This window comes from Variovorax sp. GW821-FHT09B05 (assembly GCF_059418265.1).
In genome coordinates this window covers 319,198-334,588 of record NZ_JBWKPN010000003.1, presented here as the reverse complement: position 1 = coordinate 334,588, position 15,391 = coordinate 319,198, and the positions used below count along the sequence as shown (strand labels likewise).

The 15,391-nt window shown below is 69.4% G+C and carries 15 protein-coding genes; 2 read left to right on the top strand and 13 right to left on the bottom strand.

Annotated features, from left to right (window positions below; genetic code table 11):
• Window positions 1–69: 69 nt before the first annotated feature.
• Window positions 70–960, top strand: coding sequence for a LysR family transcriptional regulator (locus tag AC07RM_RS09925; protein WP_495334341.1), 891 nt, complete (start codon window positions 70–72; stop codon window positions 958–960).
• 6 nt (window positions 961–966) lie between these two features.
• On the opposite strand, the gene AC07RM_RS09920 is transcribed toward AC07RM_RS09925, so the two are convergent.
• The 13 genes from AC07RM_RS09920 to AC07RM_RS09860 form a co-directional block, all read right to left on the bottom strand.
• Window positions 967–1,584: an ANTAR domain-containing response regulator gene (locus tag AC07RM_RS09920; protein WP_281081426.1), complete on the bottom strand. Its 618-nt coding sequence runs from the start codon at window positions 1,582–1,584 to the stop codon at window positions 967–969.
• A 345-nt stretch (window positions 1,585–1,929) separates the two neighbouring features.
• Window positions 1,930–3,084: an ABC transporter substrate-binding protein gene (locus AC07RM_RS09915; protein ID WP_057592369.1), complete on the bottom strand. Its 1,155-nt coding sequence runs from the start codon at window positions 3,082–3,084 to the stop codon at window positions 1,930–1,932.
• A 96-nt stretch (window positions 3,085–3,180) separates the two neighbouring features.
• Entirely contained in the window at window positions 3,181–4,833 is a 1,653-nt protein-coding gene (locus AC07RM_RS09910) for a nitric oxide reductase activation protein NorD (RefSeq protein WP_495334340.1), read from the bottom strand.
• Window positions 4,830–5,648 carry a CbbQ/NirQ/NorQ/GpvN family protein gene (locus AC07RM_RS09905; RefSeq protein ID WP_093343794.1) on the bottom strand — a complete coding sequence of 273 codons (819 nt, stop codon included), beginning with the start codon at window positions 5,646–5,648 and terminating at the stop codon, window positions 4,830–4,832. The genes AC07RM_RS09910 and AC07RM_RS09905 overlap by 4 nt, the downstream gene beginning before the upstream one ends.
• Entirely contained in the window at window positions 5,645–6,655 is a 1,011-nt protein-coding gene (locus tag AC07RM_RS09900) for an alpha/beta fold hydrolase (RefSeq protein ID WP_208511018.1), read from the bottom strand. Before AC07RM_RS09900 ends, AC07RM_RS09905 begins: the two co-directional genes overlap by 4 nt.
• Before the next feature lie 11 nt (window positions 6,656–6,666).
• Entirely contained in the window at window positions 6,667–7,704 is a 1,038-nt protein-coding gene (locus AC07RM_RS09895; protein WP_057592372.1) for an aliphatic amidase, read from the bottom strand.
• Window positions 7,705–7,749: 45 nt separating this feature from the next.
• On the bottom strand, window positions 7,750–8,439 hold the full coding sequence (urtE, locus tag AC07RM_RS09890; RefSeq protein WP_495334339.1) for an urea ABC transporter ATP-binding subunit UrtE: 690 nt from the start codon (window positions 8,437–8,439) through the stop codon (window positions 7,750–7,752).
• Window positions 8,440–8,452: 13 nt separating this feature from the next.
• Window positions 8,453–9,235 (bottom strand): urea ABC transporter ATP-binding protein UrtD, encoded by a 783-nt coding sequence (gene urtD / locus AC07RM_RS09885; protein ID WP_281081428.1) that lies wholly within the window; start codon window positions 9,233–9,235, stop codon window positions 8,453–8,455.
• Window positions 9,236–9,249: 14 nt separating this feature from the next.
• The gene (urtC, locus tag AC07RM_RS09880; protein WP_296799857.1) at window positions 9,250–10,299 is read right to left on the bottom strand and encodes an urea ABC transporter permease subunit UrtC; all 1,050 of its coding nucleotides are present in this window, start codon (window positions 10,297–10,299) and stop codon (window positions 9,250–9,252) included.
• 10 nt (window positions 10,300–10,309) lie between these two features.
• The gene (gene urtB / locus AC07RM_RS09875) at window positions 10,310–11,212 is read right to left on the bottom strand and encodes an urea ABC transporter permease subunit UrtB (protein WP_093343802.1); all 903 of its coding nucleotides are present in this window, start codon (window positions 11,210–11,212) and stop codon (window positions 10,310–10,312) included.
• 5 nt (window positions 11,213–11,217) lie between these two features.
• A complete protein-coding gene (gene urtA, locus AC07RM_RS09870) occupies window positions 11,218–12,411 on the bottom strand; it encodes an urea ABC transporter substrate-binding protein (protein WP_495334338.1) in 1,194 nt (397 codons plus the stop codon).
• A gap of 411 nt (window positions 12,412–12,822) precedes the next feature.
• Window positions 12,823–13,323: a hypothetical protein gene (locus AC07RM_RS09865; RefSeq protein WP_495334337.1), complete on the bottom strand. Its 501-nt coding sequence runs from the start codon at window positions 13,321–13,323 to the stop codon at window positions 12,823–12,825.
• Window positions 13,320–14,249 carry a LysR family transcriptional regulator gene (locus AC07RM_RS09860; RefSeq protein ID WP_495334336.1) on the bottom strand — a complete coding sequence of 310 codons (930 nt, stop codon included), beginning with the start codon at window positions 14,247–14,249 and terminating at the stop codon, window positions 13,320–13,322. The genes AC07RM_RS09865 and AC07RM_RS09860 overlap by 4 nt, the downstream gene beginning before the upstream one ends.
• 96 nt (window positions 14,250–14,345) lie before the next feature.
• Between AC07RM_RS09860 and AC07RM_RS09855 the strand changes: the two genes are divergently transcribed.
• Window positions 14,346–15,332 carry an NAD(P)H-binding protein gene (locus tag AC07RM_RS09855; RefSeq protein WP_495334335.1) on the top strand — a complete coding sequence of 329 codons (987 nt, stop codon included), beginning with the start codon at window positions 14,346–14,348 and terminating at the stop codon, window positions 15,330–15,332.
• The last annotated feature ends 59 nt before the right edge of the window (window positions 15,333–15,391 follow it).

Genomic DNA, 15,391 nt, shown 5'->3' with positions numbered 1-15,391 from the left:
GGCGTCGCCGTGCTATTGTGGAAGTTGAGATTTCTGAGCCTTCTCATCAGCTTTCCTGATCCGACGCCCATGCGCCACCTCAACCTCGACCAGCTGCGCACCCTGATCGCGATCGCCGACCTCGGCAGCTTCTCGGCCGCGGCGCAGGCGCTGCACCTCGCGCAGCCCACGGTCAGCCTGCACGTCTCCGAGCTCGAGTCGCGGCTCGATGCCAAGCTGGTGGTGCGCGGCGCGCGCGGCATCACGCCCACGGCGGCCGGCGCGGCACTGGTAGAGCGCGGGCGCAAGCTGCTGCGCGACACCGACGATGCGCTCGACGCGGTCAAGCGGCAGGCCGAGGGCCGCAGCGGCCGCGTGCGGCTGGGCACGTCGACCGGCGTGGTGGTCGACCTGCTGCCGCAGGTGCTCGAGGCGCTGGGCGCGCAGGACGCGGGCATCGACGTCGAGGTGGCGATCCTCGGCTCGGGCGAGGCGCTGGCGCGGCTGGCCGCGGGCACGCTCGACATCGGCCTGGTGGCGCTGCCGCAGCCGCCGCTGCGCGACCTGGTGTTCACGCCCTGGCGCACGCAGCCGATGATGGCCTTCGTGCCGCAGCGCACGAAGGCGCCCAGGCGCGTCACGCCGGCCTGGCTGGCCGAGCAGCCGTTGATCTTCAACGACGCGACTACCCACATGTACCGGCTCACGATGGAGTGGTTCGCGGCCGCGGGCTTCGCGCCGCGCGCACGCATCGAGCTCAACTACGACGCGGCCATCCGCAGCCTGGTGGCGGCCGGCTATGGCGCCGCGCTGCTGCCGCTGCAGCCGACGACCGACGCGGAACTCGGCGAGCGCCTGCAGATCCTGCCGATCGTGCCGAAGCTCACGCGCCGCCTGTGCATCGCGCACCGGCCGCGCGCGCTGCTCGACGGCGCCACGCTGCGGGTGCTCGAGGTGCTGGCGGGGTTCCGCCAGGCCTGAACGGTCTTAGGAAGCGTCGGGCTTGCGCGCGCCGAGCGAGAGGATCTCGTTGGCGTTGACGATGGCGGCCGCGATCTCTTCCATGGTCGTGCGCTTGCTCATCGCCTGTTCGCGGATCAGGTCGTAGGCCTGGCCCTCCGACACGCCGTGCGTCTTCATGAGAATCGCCTTGGCCTCCGCGAGCTGCCGCACGCCCAGCAGCTTGGCCTCGGTCTTGCGCAGGCGCCGCGCGAGCGAGCGGTTCTGCTTGTGCGCTTCGCGCGCCACCACCAGCGCCGACAACAGGCCGAAGGAGCGCACCGGCGAGGGCAGCACGGCCTTGGCGCCGATCTCGAGCACGGCCTCGACGATGGTCGGGTTCTCGTAGGTCACGACGGCGATGATGGCCGGCGCGTCCTCGCTCTTGGTCCACTCGAAGCGCAGGTTGATGAAGTCGGGCTGCACCGCCATGAAAGCCACGTCGATGCCCTCGGGCAGCGCCTGCACCGGTGGCCAGAAGGCCTGCACCTGGCAGCCGATGCGCTGCAGTTGCTGGGTCAGCTGTCGGCCGTCGCTGTCGTCGGGGTGAATGACCGCGATCTTCAGCAGGCGCAGTTCCTTCAACTGCGGTGGCGTCACTCGCAGGGTGTGTCTCTTTGGGGGGCTTTCCACCGTCAGGCCTCTTGTTTTTGTTGGTTCTGGTTTTGAGGCTGTTGTTCGGGGCGCGTGCACAGGACAGCGGGTACTTCCCTCCGCGAATGTCCCCCGCCCTTCGGGCTCCTCCTTGATTTCGCTGCGGGAAGCACCCACTGCCCTGTGCACGTGGGCGCAGTCGTTGTGCAGCCGGTTCCACGGCCGCGTCCAGGCTCACGTCGATGGGGTACTCCCCGCAGCGAAATAAAGGAGGAGGCCGCAGGCCGGGGGACATTCGCGGAGGGGAGTACCCCGTCGGCGTGAGCCCCCTCACAACGGTAGAAAGCACGTTCCACCCTAAACCTCCAGCGTATCGAGCCGCGCCGTCCAGTCCCCCAGCGAATGCGTCACCAGATACGGATCGGGATACACGGCACGCGTAGCCTGCCGAACGATGGTGAACTGCCCCTGCGCATCCACGCGCCCGATGCGCGGATAGAGACAGGTGTGGTGGTTCGACGGATCGATCTTCACCCGCCCCTGCGGCGCATCGAACTCGGCCCCCAGGATGTGCGGCAGGATTTCCGCGATCCCGTCGCTGCCCGCCTGCGCGAAGGCATTGGCGTAGATGTGCATCTGGAAGTAGGCCGCTTCCCAGCACAGGTTGGGCACGCAGCCGTCGCCGAAGCGCGCGCGCAGCTGCGCCAGGCAGCGCTGGTTGGCCGGCGAGTCGATCGACTGGAAGTAGGGTGCCGCCGTGAAGTGCCCCGTCGCCACCCCGCGCCCCATCTGCGAGATCTCGGCCTCGGAGGTCGTGAGGCTCGCGATCGGCATGCGCTTCGGGTCGAAGCCGGCCTCGGCATAGGCGCGGTACAGGCTCGCGGTGGAGTCGCCCACCACCGTCGAGAAGATGAAGTCGGGCTGCTTGTCGCGGATGTCGGCCATGATGGCCCGGTAGTCCTTCTCGGTCGCGTCGAGCGCCGCGTAGTGCTCGCCGAGCTTCTCGCTGCCGGGGCGCTGCATCACCAGCTCGCCCATGATCCGGTTCGACTCGTAGGGGTAGATGTAGTCGGAGCCGATCAGGTAGACCCGTGCGCCGAAGTTCGTCGTCATGAACTCGGCCAGTTGCACGCTGTTCTGGTTGGGCGCCGCGCCCGTGTAGATCACGTTGCCCGAGTACTCGAAGCCCTCGTAGAGCGTCGGGTAGAACAGCAGCTTGTTCCACTTCTCGATCACCGGGATCACCGCCTTGCGGCTGCTCGACATGTAGCAGCCGAAGATCACGTTGACCCGGTCCTGCACGATCAGCTTCTCGGCCAGCTGCGCATAGCGCGCCGGGTTCGACTGCGGGTCGTGGCGCACCGCCACCAGCTCGCGGCCGTCGATGCCGCCGGCCGCGTTGATCTCCTCGATGCCGAGCAGCGCGCCCTGCAGCTGCGACAGGCCGATGGTCGAGGTGACGCCGGTTTCCGAATAGAGGATGCCGACGCGGATGGGATCCTTGTCAGCCATGGGCGGTCGTCCGTGAGGGGTGAGGGGCCGTCATGTCTTTTCTGTCTCGTGTGGGATTCGTTCGGGGCTCCACCCTATCGCAGTTCGATGCTTTCGTCAGTGGGCCGCGGCCAGCCGCGCGCTCATGCGCGCGAGCCGCGCGGGCAGGCTGCGCGCATCGTCGGCGATGCAATAGTTGCGCCAGCCGAAGATGCGCCGCACATAGGCGTCGGCCGCGGCATCGACCGCGATGCAGGCGGTGCGCACGCCCGCACCGCGCGCCTCGGCCACCGCTTCGCGCGCATCCTCGACGAGGTACTTGGGATCGTGCACGTCGATGTCGGCCGGCGCGCCGTCGGTCACCAAAAGGATCGCGCGCTGGCCCGCGGGCTCGTCCTCGAGCAGCGCCGCCGCATGTCGCAGCGCCGCGCCCATGCGCGTCGAGTAGCGCCCGCGCACCGCGCCGATCGTCGCGCGCGCGGGCGGCGAGAGCGGCTGGCCGAACTCGAGCAGCCGGTAGTAGTAGACCTCGGCACGCGTGTTCGACGAGAAGCCGTGCACCGCGAGCCGGTCCGCGCCGCGCGGCCGCGCCGCCGCCAGCATCAGCGCGGCCTGCTTCTCGATCTCGAGCAGCGACAGGCCGTGCGGGCCCGCATCGTTGGCCGAGGCCGACAGGTCGAGCAGCACCAGCACGCTCGATGGTCGCGGCGCCTTGCCGGGGCGCATGAACAAGCGTGCGTCGGGGCGCAGCCGCTGGCGCCGGTCGACCAGCACCTCGATCGCCGCATTGAGGTCGATGTCGTCGCCCTCCCATTGGCGCCGCAGCCGGTGCCGGCGGTCGAGGTGGCGCGCGCGCGGCAGTGCCAGCGGCGGCAGGCTCTCGGCGCGCAGGGCCGCCTGTGCCTGCGCCGGCAACAGGCCCTGCCAGGCGGGCAGCTTCTCGATCACCGTGCACCAGTCGGGGCGCAGGCGCTCGAGGCGGCGGTCCCATTCGGGGTAGGTATAGCGGCCCAGCTCCATGTCGCCGAACTTGGGCGGCGCTCCGGCGGCCGCATCGCCCGCCTCGGAGGGTGGCGGCATGCGCGCGCCCGACTGCTGCAGCGCGATCGCCTCGTCGGGCGGTGGCGGCGTCGCATCGGCGCCGAAGTCCCAGAGCCAGCTGTTGTCGTCGCGCCAGGGCGCGGGCACCGCGTAGCCCTGGGGCTCGAAGCGCACGCGCATCTGGCCCAGGTCGTTGGCCAGGATCGAGGCGATCGCGCGGAAGGCCTCGTAGTCCGCCAGGCCCGCGCGCGCCGCGGTGTCCTCGAACAGCCGGCGCGCCTTCTCGACCCAGTGGCTGCCGTCGTGCAGCTCGGGCCGCAGCAGCAGCCGGTCCATGCGCAGCAGCAGCGCCTCGAAGCGCAGGTCGAGCGGATCGGGCGCGGGCGGCAGCGCTTCGGCGAACCAGCGGTGCAGGCCGGGGAAGTCGCGCACCAGCAGCCGCTCGACGCGCGCGTCCTCGATCGCCGACACCAGCGCGATGCCCATCGGCCGCAGCGTGTTCGCGCGGCGCGCGGGCGTCGAATGCCGCAGGTGCGCCACCGCATGCGCGACCATCGCGCGGCGCAGCGCCGGCGGGCTGTCCTCGGGAACCAGCAGCCGCCCGGCCGCGAGCACCGCGCGCGTGCCCGGCTTCGCGCCGGCCACCAGCGGCTGCACCTCGACCGCCATGCCGGCCAGCCCGCGCGCGAGCAGCCCCAGCGCGGCGAAGCTGCCCGTGTCGCGCGTCATCCGAACTGGGCCTCGACGAAGCCCTGCAGCGCGCTCGCCATGTCGGGGTCGTCGGTCAGCGCGCGCGTCATCGTCATCTCGCAGCTCTCGCGCGGCGTCACGCCGTCGCGGATCAGCACCCCCGCGTAGATCAGCATGCGCGTCGACACGCCCTCGTCGAGCCCGCGGTGCTTGAGTTCGCGCGAGCAGTGCGCGACGGCCACCAGCTTCGCGGCCAGCGCGGTGTCGATGCCGGCCTCGTGCGCCACGATCTCGGCCTCGAGCGCGCCGTCGGGATAGTCGAACTCCAGCGCCGCGAAGCGCTGGCGCGTCGAGGGCTTGAGGTCCTTGGCGCTGCTCTGGTAGCCGGGGTTGTACGACACCACGAGCTGGAAGTCGGGGTGCGCGCGCACCAGCTCGCCCTTCTTGTCGAGCGGCAGGATGCGGCGCGCGTCGGTCAGCGGATGGATCACCACCGTCGTGTCCTGCCGCGCCTCCACCACCTCGTCGAGGTAGCAGATGCCGCCGTGGCGCACCGCCAGCGTCAGCGGCCCGTCGTGCCAGGCCGTGCCGTCGGCGTCGAGCAGGTAGCGCCCGACCAGGTCCGAGGCCGTCATGTCCTCGTTGCAGGCCAGCGTCACCAGCGGCCGGCCCAGCGACCACGCCATGTGCTCGACGAAGCGCGTCTTGCCGCAGCCGGTCGGCCCCTTGAGGATCAGCGGCATGCGGTGGCGCCAGGCCTGCCGGTACAGCGCCACCTCGTTGCCGGCGGGCCGGTAGAAGGGCTCGGACTCGATGCGCCAGGCCGCGAGCGGATCGTGCACGGGTGCGTTCATGGCGTGGCGAGCAGTTCCCGCAGGGCATCGTCGATGAAGCGGGTGTCCACCGGGCTGCTGCCGCCGCCCGCGAAGTGGCCCCACACGCCCGGGATCGGCCGGTACTCGGCGTTCGGCATCTGCGCCACCTCCCATTCGTTGTCGGCGGCCGGAAAGTACAGGTCGCGCTCGGCCGGCATCACGATCGCGCGCGCGCGGATCGCGCCCAGCGCCTTCTTGAAGTCGCCGCCGAACACCGGGTTGGCGCTGATGTCGCCGTGCTGCCACGACCACAGCATCGCGAGCAGGTTGTTCGCATCCTTCTTCAGGAAGAAGCCCTCCCAGTAGCCGACCAGGAAGTCCTCGAGCGAGCTGAAGCCCAGTTCGCGCCACAGCTCCTGCCGGTAGAAGGGCTGCGACAGGCCCCAGCCCGCATAGACCCGCCCTACCGCGCGCAGCCCGCGCGTCGGCGGCGTCGTGTACCAGCCGCCGTTCCAGGCCGCGTCGCTGGTGAGCGCCGCCTTCACGCCCTCGAGGAACACGATGTTGTGCGGCGCCGTCCTGGCCGAGCCGCAGAAGGGCGCGATGCGCTCGACCATCTCGGGGTAGAGGCAGCCCCACTGGTTGGTCTGCTGCGCGCCCATCGACCAGCCCACCACCAGCGCGATGCGCTCGATGCCGAACTGCTCGGTCACCAGCCGGTGCTGCAGTCTCACGTTGTCGTAGAGCGTCACGTGCGGGAAGCGCGCCAGGTCGTAGGGCGGCGGCGTGTTGCTCGGCGAGGACGACAGGCCGTTGCCCAGCATGTTGGGCACGATGATGAAGTACTTCGCCGGGTCGAGCGCCATGCCCTCGCCGATCAGCCACTCGTTGTCGTGGTGCTGGCCCGAGTACCAGGTCGGGTAGACGACGACGTTGCTCTTGTCGGCATTCAGCGTGCCGTAGGTCTTGTAGGCGAGCTTCGCGCCGCGCAGGGTGGCGCCCCGCTGCAGCACGACGTCGCCGAGCTCGAAGATCTGGTGATCCATGGGGCGGCGCTTCAGCGGTGCTTGGCCGGCTCGTTCGGAATCCCCTCGATCGGGCACTCGGGCGTGCCCACGGTGCTGCGCGTGAACGACTCCACCCTCTCGCGCGTGCCCTCGGGGTCGTTGATCCACTGCGTGTAGAAGTTGTAGGGGCAGGCCGCCACGCCCTTGTCGCCGTCGCCCGAGTTGATGGTGCCGGTGTAGCCGCGGTGCACCAGCTTGAACAGGTGGTTCTGCGACTGGCCGTTGCGCCGCGCGTCGCGGATCAGGCCCATCGAGAGCTCGGCGTAGTTGATGCCCATCTCCTCCTCGCCGCATTCGCCGAGCGTGCGGCCGTCGAAGCCGATCAGCGCCGAGTGGCCGAAGTACGAGTACACGCCGTCGAAGCCGGCCGCGTTGGCCACCGCCACGTAGGTGTTGTTCATGAAGGCCATGGCCTTCGACACCAGGATCTGCTGCTCCTTGGCCGGGTACATGTAGCCCTGGCAGCGGATGATGAGCTCGGCGCCGCGCATCGCGCAGTCGCGCCAGATCTCGGGGTAGTTGCCGTCGTCGCAGATGATCAGGCTCATCTTCATGCCCTTCGGGCCTTCGCTGACGTAGGTGCAGTCGCCCGGGTACCAGCCCTCGATCGGCACCCACGGCATGATCTTGCGGTACTTCTGGACGATCTCGCCCTGGTTGTTCATGAGGATCAGCGTGTTGTAGGGCGCCTTGTTCGGATGCTCCTCGTGGCGCTCGCCGGTCAGCGAGAACACGCCCCAGACGTTGGCGCGCCGGCAGGCGTCGGCGAAGATCGCGGTCTCCTCGCCGGGCACCGAGGCGGCCGTGTCGTACATCTCCTTGGCGTCGTACATGATCCCGTGCGTGGAGTACTCGGGAAAGATCACCAGGTCCATGCCCGGCAGGCCTTTCTTCATGCCGACCAGCATCTCGCCGATCTTGCGCGCGTTGTCGAGCACCTCGGCCTTGGTGTGAAGGCGGGGCATCTTGTAGTTGACGACCGCGACGCCGACGCAATCGTTGCTGCTCGAAATATCACCATGTCTCATGACGCTGCTCCTGAAGGGGTGGTTGGGAAGGGAAGGAAGAAGGGTTCAGACCGTGAGGAAGGACCGGACCTTGTCCTGGTCGAGCGTGGCGCGCGCCTCGTCGTGCACCAGGCGGCCGCGGTCGATCACGAGGAAGCGGTCGGCCAGCGCGAGCGCGAAGCTCAGCACCTGCTCCGACACCACGATCGCGAAGCCGCGCTCGGCGCGCAGCACGTTCAGCGTCTGCGCGATCTCCTTGATGATCGAAGGCTGGATGCCTTCGGTGGGCTCGTCGAGGATCAGCACCCTGGGCTCGGAGATCAGCGCACGCGCGATCGCCAGCATCTGCTGCTGGCCGCCCGAGAGGTTGCCGGCCTTGCGCTGCTTCATGTCCTGCAGCACCGGGAAGAAGCGGTAGAGGTAGTCGGGCACCGCGTGGTGGCCCGAGCGCGCGGCACCCGAGAGGATGTTCTGTTCCACCGTGAGGTGCGGGAACACCATGCGCCCCTGCGGCACGAAGGCCAGGCCGTGCGCCACGCGCTGGTGGCTCGGCAGCCGGGTGAGCTCGGTGCCGTTCAGGCGGATGCTGCCGCCGCGCGCGGGCAAGAGGCCGATCAGCGACTTCAGCAGCGTGGTCTTGCCCATGCCGTTGCGGCCCATGACGGCGACCGCCTCGTCGGGCGCGACGCGCAGCGAGACATCGTGGATCACGTGCGACTCGCCGTAGGCGACATCGAGTGCGGAGACTTCGAGCATGCGGTGGGCTCCTTCAATGGCCGAGGTAGACGTCGATCACGCGCGGGTCGGCCTGCACCTCGGCGGCCGTGCCCTCGCTGAGCAGCCGGCCCTGGTGCAGCACGGTCACGCGGTGCGCGATGCGCTTGACGAAATCCATGTCGTGCTCGATCACCACCACCGACTTGCCCACCGAGATGCGGCGCAGCAGGTCGCCGGTCTGCTCGCGCTCGCGCGGGCTCATGCCGGCCACGGGCTCGTCGAGCAGCAGCAGCTCGGGCTCCTGCATCAGCAGCATCCCGATCTCGAGCCACTGCTTCTGGCCGTGGCTCAGCTGGCCCGCGCGGCGGTCGAGCCGTTCGACCAGGAACACCTCGGTGGCCATCGCCTCGATGCGCTCGCGCAGCGCGCGCGTGCGGCGAAAGCTCAGCGACTGCCACAGGCCGTGCATGCGCGGCAGCGAGATCTCGAAGTTCTCGAGCACCGTGAGGTCCTCGTAGACCGAGGGCGTCTGGAACTTGCGGCCCACGCCGGCGCGCACGATCTCGTGCTCGTTCATGCGGCCCAGGTCCTGGCCGTTGAACAGCACCCGGCCCGCGCTGGGCCGGGTCTTGCCGCAGACCATGTCGAGCAGCGTGGTCTTGCCCGCGCCGTTCGGGCCGATGATCACGCGCAGCTCGTTGCGCTCGACCGAGAGGCTCAGGCCGTCGACCGCCTTGAAGCCGTCGAAGGAGACCGTGAGGTCCTCGACGCGCAGGATCTGCTCGTTCGAGGGCGGCACGGCCGAGGCCGCCTGCGGCAGGCCGCCGTTGGGCATCGTCAGCGTCGCGTTCATGGCGCGGCCTCCGCGCCGCGGCGGCGCAGCAGCTTCTCGCCCAGGCCCGCCAGGCCGTTCGGCATCGCCCACACCACGAGGATGAAGACCGCGCCGAGGAAGTAGAGCCAGCCCTCGGGGAAGGTCTCCGACAGGTAGGACTTGAGGAAGCCGATCAGCAGCGCGCCGATCACCGCGCCCGGGATCGAAAGCCGCCCGCCCACGGCCGCGTAGATCACCATCTCGACCGAGGCCACCACGCCGATCACGCCCGGCGCGATCAGCCCCACCTGCAGGCTGTAGAAGGCGCCCCCGATGGCCGACAGCAGGGCCGCCACCGCGAACACGAAGGCCTTCATGTGCGCCGTGTTGTAGCCGCTGAAGCGCACGCGGTCCTCGCGGTCGCGGATGGCGATCAGGATCTTGCCGAAGCGGCTGCGCACGATCAGCAACGCACCCACCATGGCGAGCGCGACGGCCGCCACCTCGATGAAGTACATGGTCCGCTTGGCCGCGTCGCCCGCGATGTCCCACCCCAGCAGCGTGCGGAAGTCGGTGATGCCGTTGGCGCCGCCGGTGTCGCCCTGCTGGCCGATCACCACCACGGTGAGCGTGAGCGCCAGCGACAGCGTGACGATCGCGAAGTACACGCCGCTCACGCGCCGCTTGAAGATCGCGTACGAGAACACGTAGGCGAGCAGAGCGGGGATCGCGAGGATGCCGACCAGGGTCCAGCCCAGCGAGTGGAAGGGGATCCACCACGAGGGCAGCTGCTCGACGCTGCTCCAGACCATGAAGTCCGGCAGCTCGGGCGCCGAGGCCTCGAGCTTGAGGAACATCGCCATCATGTAGCCGCCGAGGCCGAAGAACAGGCCCTGGCCCAGGCTCAGCACGCCGCCGTAGCCCCAGGTCAGCACCACGCCGATCGCGACGAAAGCGAAGGCCAGGTACTTGCTCACGAGGTTGAGGCGGAACGGGTCGAGCGTGGCCGGCAGCACCACGGCCAGCAGCAGCAGCACGGCCGCCAGCCCGACGAGGTCGCCGCGGCGTTGGGGAGAAAGCTTCATGCCCATGCGCTCAGCTCCTCGAGCGGGTCGCGAACAGCCCGTTGGGCCGCACGTAGAGCACCGCGATCACCAGCAGCAGGATCGTGGCCTTGGCCATCGAGCCGCTCATCAGGTACTCGAGCCAGGTCTGCGACTGCGCGATGGCGAAGCCCGAGAGCGCGGTGCCGATCAGGCTCTGCACGCCGCCGAACACCACCACGATGAAGGAGTCGACGATGTAGAGCTGGCCGGTGCCGGGGTTGGTCGAGCCGATCATCGTGAACACCGCGCCCGCGATGCCCGCCAGGCCCGCGCCCAGCGCGAAGGTCAGCGCATCGACGCGCTGCGTGTCGATGCCGACCGCGCCCGCGATCGCGCGGTTCTGCGTCACCGCGCGCACCTTCAGCCCCCAGGAGGTGCGGTAGAGCAGCAGGTAGACGCCGATGGCGACGATGGCCGTGAGCCCGACGATGAACAGGCGCGTGAGCGGCAGCTGGATGCCCGGCGTCGGCTCCCACGCGCCGGCGAGCCAGGAGGCCAGCGGCACGCTGACTTCCTGCGCGCCGAACAGCGAGCGGTAGGCCTGCTGCAGCATGAGGCTCAGGCCCCAGGTCGCGAGCAGGGTGTCGAGCGGCCGGTCGTAGAAGAAGCGGATGAAGCCGCGCTCCAGCACATAGCCGAACGCGAAGGTCACGGCGAACGCGAACGGAATCGCGGCGAACAGGTAGAGGTCCATGAAGCCCGGCGCGTAGTGCTCGAAGAAGCGCGACGCCAGGTAGGTCATGTAGGCACCGAGCGCCATCAGCTCGCCGTGCGCCATGTTGATGACGCCCATCAGGCCGAACACGATGGCCAGCCCGATCGCCATCAGAAGCAGGATGGTGAACAGGCTCACGCCGTTGAACACCTGCATCACCGCGATGTCGAAGTTCATCGCGCTCAGACCTTCGGGAACGGGTTGGGCTCGACCAGCTGCGGCGATTCCCAGACGATGTCGAACTGCCCGTCGGGCCGCGCGCGGCCCACGCGCACCTTCTTCCACACGTGGTGGTTGGTGGCGTGCACGCGCACCGTGCCCTCGGGCGCCTCGATCTCCACGCCCGCGGCGGCGGCCGTGACCTTGTCGACCTCGAAGGACTTGGCCTTCTCCACCGCCAGCTTCCAGAGGTAGACGCTGTTGTAGGCCACCTCCATCGGGTCGCCGATCACGCGGTCCTGGCCGTACTTGGCCTTGAAGGCCTTCACGAACTTCTCGTTGGCCGGCGACTTGATGCTCTGGAAGTAGCCCATGCAGGCGTAGTAGCCCGCGGCGTTGTCCTTGCCGATGCCCTCGATCTCGTTCTCCGACACCACGGTCGACAGCAGCACCTGCTTCATGCCGTCGAGCCCGGCCGCGCGCAGCTGCTTGTAGAAGGCCACGTTCGAGCCGCCGACCACCGTGCTGTAGATGCAGTCGGGCCTGGCGGCCTTGATCTTGTTGATGATCGAGGAGAACTCGGTGTGGCCCAGCGGCGCGTATTCCTCGCCGAGCACCTTGCCGCCGGCCTTGGCGATCGCGGGCTTGGCGATCTTGTTGCAGGTGCGCGGATAGATGTAGTCGGAGCCCACGAGGAAGAAGTTCTTGCCCTTCTCGCGCGCCATCCATTCGACCGCCGCGATCACCGACTGCGTGGCTTCCTGCGAGGGATAGAACACGCGCTTGTCCTGCTCCTGGCCCTCGTAGTAGGTGGGGTAGAACAGCAGGCCCTTGGCCTGGGCGAGCACCGGCAGCAGCGCCTTGCGCGAGGCCGAGGTGTAGCAGCCGATGATGGCCGCCACCTTGTCGCGCTCGAGCAGCTTGCGCGCCTTCTCGGCGAACACCGGGTTCTCGCTCGCGCCGTCTTCCACCACGGCCTCGATCTTCTTGCCGAGCACGCCGCCGGCGGCGTTGATCTCCTCGATCGCGAGCTTCTCGGCGTCGACCAGCGAGGCCTCGGCGATCGCGATCGTGCCCGAGAGCGAATGCAGCAGCCCGAGCTTCACCGTGCCGCCGTCCTGCGCGAAGGCCAGCGGTGCCACGCCGCCCGCGGCGCCCAGCACGATCATCGAGCCGCCGGTCTTCACGATCTGGCGGCGGTTGAAAGCGTTCGTCATGTCAAATTCCTTTGTGGTTGTGCGAGTCGTCAGGAAGATCCGACCTTCGGAACCGCGCTCGGGGTGTCTCCTCCCGCCACGCGGCCCTGCAAACGGGCGCTTCGTCGCCAGTGCTCTTGCTTCGGGCAAAGCTCCGCCAGCGGATGCATGCATCCGTTTCGACGAAAGCCCTGTTGCGACCGAAAAAACAAAAAGGCCCGAACCGGTGTTCAAACCGATTCGGGCCTTGTTGCCCGACACCTCGCTGGCAGCATTGGCAGCGGGCGTCGCATGACTGGTAACGATTGCTCGTTGCGGCGGATTCTTCTCAACCCGCGCCGGTCTGCAAATACGTTGTTGTGCGGATTGGCGGGCCGGCGGGGACTGTGCTATTTGCGCGCACAGGCGCGCCAGAGACCACTTCGACGGAGGTCAGCGCGGCCGCGCGAAGTCCGCGTCGATCCAGGCCGAGGCGCTGGTGGCGCTGAGCTTGAACGAGGCCGGCACGTTCACGCGCGCGAGCTCGCTGTCGTCGGCCTCGTCGAAGGCGCTCAGCGTGGCCGAGGGGTTGTCCTCGTCGGGCACGATGGCCAGCGTGACGCGGATGCGCCGGTCGCTGGCGCTCACGGTCACGCTGCGGTTGAGCGTGGCGTGCAGCTGCTGCTCGTGGCGGCGGATCACCTCGGCCGCGGTCTTCACCAGGGTGGAGAAGGCGGGGCCGTCGAGCGGCTTGGGGTTCTTCTTGTCGCGGCCCATGGTCCAGGGGCCGACCAGCGCGGGCTCGGGGTCGCCATGGCGCGTCATCTCGACGGCCCAGCCGTCGTCTTCCTCGTTCTTGATGATGCGGGCGGTCCAGCGCTCGTCGCGCCAGAGGCGGTCCTGTTGCAGCGGGAGGATGTCGTCGGATTCGGTGGTCGGGGTCGTGTCGGTCATTCGGAGGCGGAGGTTCTTGCGCGTGCCATTGTCCCCTGGCCGGCGATGTAGGCCAGCAGCCCCTCGGCCAGCGCGTCGAAGGTGACGCGGCAGCGCGGGCTCGCGCGCAGGTCCTCGTGCATCGTGACCCAGGTCTCGAGCTTCAGCGACAGCGCGCGCGGCAGCAGCCGCACCAGCGCCGGGCCGCGCCGCGCCAGCGCGACCTGGCACACGCCGATGCCGGCGCCGGCGCGGATCAGCGCCATCTGCGCGAGGTCGCTGTCGGTGCGCAGCGAGAAGGCGTCGCGCGTGAAGCCCTTGAAGGACTTGATCGCGTCGCGCACGAAGGCCGTGGGCTGGTCGTAGCCGATCAGCGTGTGGCGCATCAGCTCCTCGGCCGTGCGCGGCGTGCCGTGGCGCGCGAGGTAGTCGGGATGGGCATGGAAGCCCAGCTCGATGTCGCCGATGCGGCGCGCCACCAATTGTTCCTGGCGCGGGCGCACCATGCGCACCGCGATGTCGGCCTCGCGCCGCAGCAGGTCCTGCACGCGGTTGGTCGAGACCAGCTCGACCTTGAGCGCCGGATGGGCCTCGCGCAGCTTCGTCACGATCGGCGGCAGCACCTCCACCGCGACCACCTCGCTGGTCGACACCCGCACCACGCCGCGCACGCCTTCGCCCTGGCCGCTGGCCGCGCGCTGCAGCGAGGCGGCCGTGCTCTCCATGGCCTCGGCGTGCGTGCGCAGCGCCAGCGCCACCTCGGTGGGCAGCAGCCCGACCTGCGAGCGCGTGAAGAGCACGACCTCGAGCGCCTCCTCGAGCGCCGCGACGTGGCGTCCGACGGTGGGTTGCGTGATGCCGAGCGCGCGCGCCGCGCCCGAGAGGGAGCCCTCGCGCAGCACGCCGAGGAAGGAGCGGTAGAGCTCCCAGCTGATGGTCCAGGTCATACATAAATGTATGGCCGATGGCTCATGTTCGGCAATTCCATTGGAGCCCGACTCTGCCCAGAATTCATCCATCGATCACTGTTCTGGAGATGTTTCATGGCAAGCAACGACACGGTTCTGGTTCTGGGCGCGACGGGCGGCGTCGGCGGCGAGATGGCCCGCCAGCTGCGCGACGCGGGGTGGCGGGTGCGCGCGATGAAGCGCGGCGCGGAGTCGCAGCGGCGCGACGGCATCGACTGGGTGGGCGGCGACGCGATGGAGGCGCGCGACGTGCGCGAGGCAGCGCGCGGCTGCGCCGTCATCGTGCATGCGGTCAATCCGCCCGGCTACCGCCGCTGGTCGGAGCTGGTGCTGCCGATGCTCGACCACACGATCGCCGCCGCCAAGGCCGAGGGCGCGACCATCGTGCTGCCCGGCAATGTCTACAACTACGGCGCCGACGCCTTCCCGCTGCTGGCCGAGGCTGCGCCCCAGCATCCGGCCACGCGCAAGGGCGCGATCCGGGTCGAGATGGAGCGCCGCCTCGAACTGGCGAGCCGCGAGGGCGCGCGCGTGCTGATCGTGCGCGCCGGCGACTTCTTCGGCCCCAAGGCCGGCAACAACTGGTTCTCGCAGGGCCTGGTGAAGGCGGGGCAGCCGGTCAGGGGCGTGAGCTATCCCGGCGATGCCGGCGTCGGCCACCTGTGGTCGTACCTGCCCGACGTGGCCCGCACCATGGTCGAGCTGCTGGCGCGGCGCGACCGGCTCGAGCCCTTCGCCAGCTTCCACATGGCCGGCCACTGGGATGCCGACGGCACGCGCATGGCCGATGCCATCCGGCGCGTGGTGGCGCGCCGCATCGGCACGCAGGTGCGCGTGTCGGCCTTCCCGTGGTGGCCGCTGCTGCTGGCCTCGCCCTTCGTCGCCACCTTCCGCGAGCTGCGCGAGATGCGCTACCTGTGGCGCACGCCCGTGGCCATGGACAACGCGAAGCTGGTGGCGCTGCTCGGCCGCGAGCCGCACACGCCGCTCGACGAGGCGGTAGAGGCCGCGCTCGAGGGCATGGGCTGCCTGCAGGCGGGGCCGCGCGCGGCGCTGGCCTGACAAGGTGTGAATAAACCTACTGCGCGCCCCGATCTCGCACCTGCGGTCCCCACCGTACG

Excerpts from the sequence above, each read along its gene's own strand:
- AC07RM_RS09855 (WP_495334335.1), top strand. The coding sequence starts at position 14,346 with ATGGCAAGCAACGACACGGTTCTGGTTCTGGGCGCGACGGGCGGCGTC.
- AC07RM_RS09925 (WP_495334341.1), top strand. The coding sequence starts at position 70 with ATGCGCCACCTCAACCTCGACCAGCTGCGCACCCTGATCGCGATCGCC.
- AC07RM_RS09860 (WP_495334336.1), bottom strand. The coding sequence starts at position 14,249 with ATGACCTGGACCATCAGCTGGGAGCTCTACCGCTCCTTCCTCGGCGTG.
- AC07RM_RS09905 (WP_093343794.1), bottom strand. The coding sequence starts at position 5,648 with ATGAACGCACCCGTGCACGATCCGCTCGCGGCCTGGCGCATCGAGTCC.
- urtD (WP_281081428.1), bottom strand. The coding sequence starts at position 9,235 with ATGCCCAACGGCGGCCTGCCGCAGGCGGCCTCGGCCGTGCCGCCCTCG.
- AC07RM_RS09900 (WP_208511018.1), bottom strand. The coding sequence starts at position 6,655 with ATGGATCACCAGATCTTCGAGCTCGGCGACGTCGTGCTGCAGCGGGGC.
- urtB (WP_093343802.1), bottom strand. The coding sequence starts at position 11,212 with ATGAACTTCGACATCGCGGTGATGCAGGTGTTCAACGGCGTGAGCCTG.
- AC07RM_RS09865 (WP_495334337.1), bottom strand. The coding sequence starts at position 13,323 with ATGACCGACACGACCCCGACCACCGAATCCGACGACATCCTCCCGCTG.
- urtE (WP_495334339.1), bottom strand. The coding sequence starts at position 8,439 with ATGCTCGAAGTCTCCGCACTCGATGTCGCCTACGGCGAGTCGCACGTG.
- AC07RM_RS09915 (WP_057592369.1), bottom strand. The coding sequence starts at position 3,084 with ATGGCTGACAAGGATCCCATCCGCGTCGGCATCCTCTATTCGGAAACC.
- urtA (WP_495334338.1), bottom strand. The coding sequence starts at position 12,411 with ATGACGAACGCTTTCAACCGCCGCCAGATCGTGAAGACCGGCGGCTCG.
- urtC (WP_296799857.1), bottom strand. The coding sequence starts at position 10,299 with ATGAAGCTTTCTCCCCAACGCCGCGGCGACCTCGTCGGGCTGGCGGCC.
- AC07RM_RS09910 (WP_495334340.1), bottom strand. The coding sequence starts at position 4,833 with ATGACGCGCGACACGGGCAGCTTCGCCGCGCTGGGGCTGCTCGCGCGC.
- AC07RM_RS09895 (WP_057592372.1), bottom strand. The coding sequence starts at position 7,704 with ATGAGACATGGTGATATTTCGAGCAGCAACGATTGCGTCGGCGTCGCG.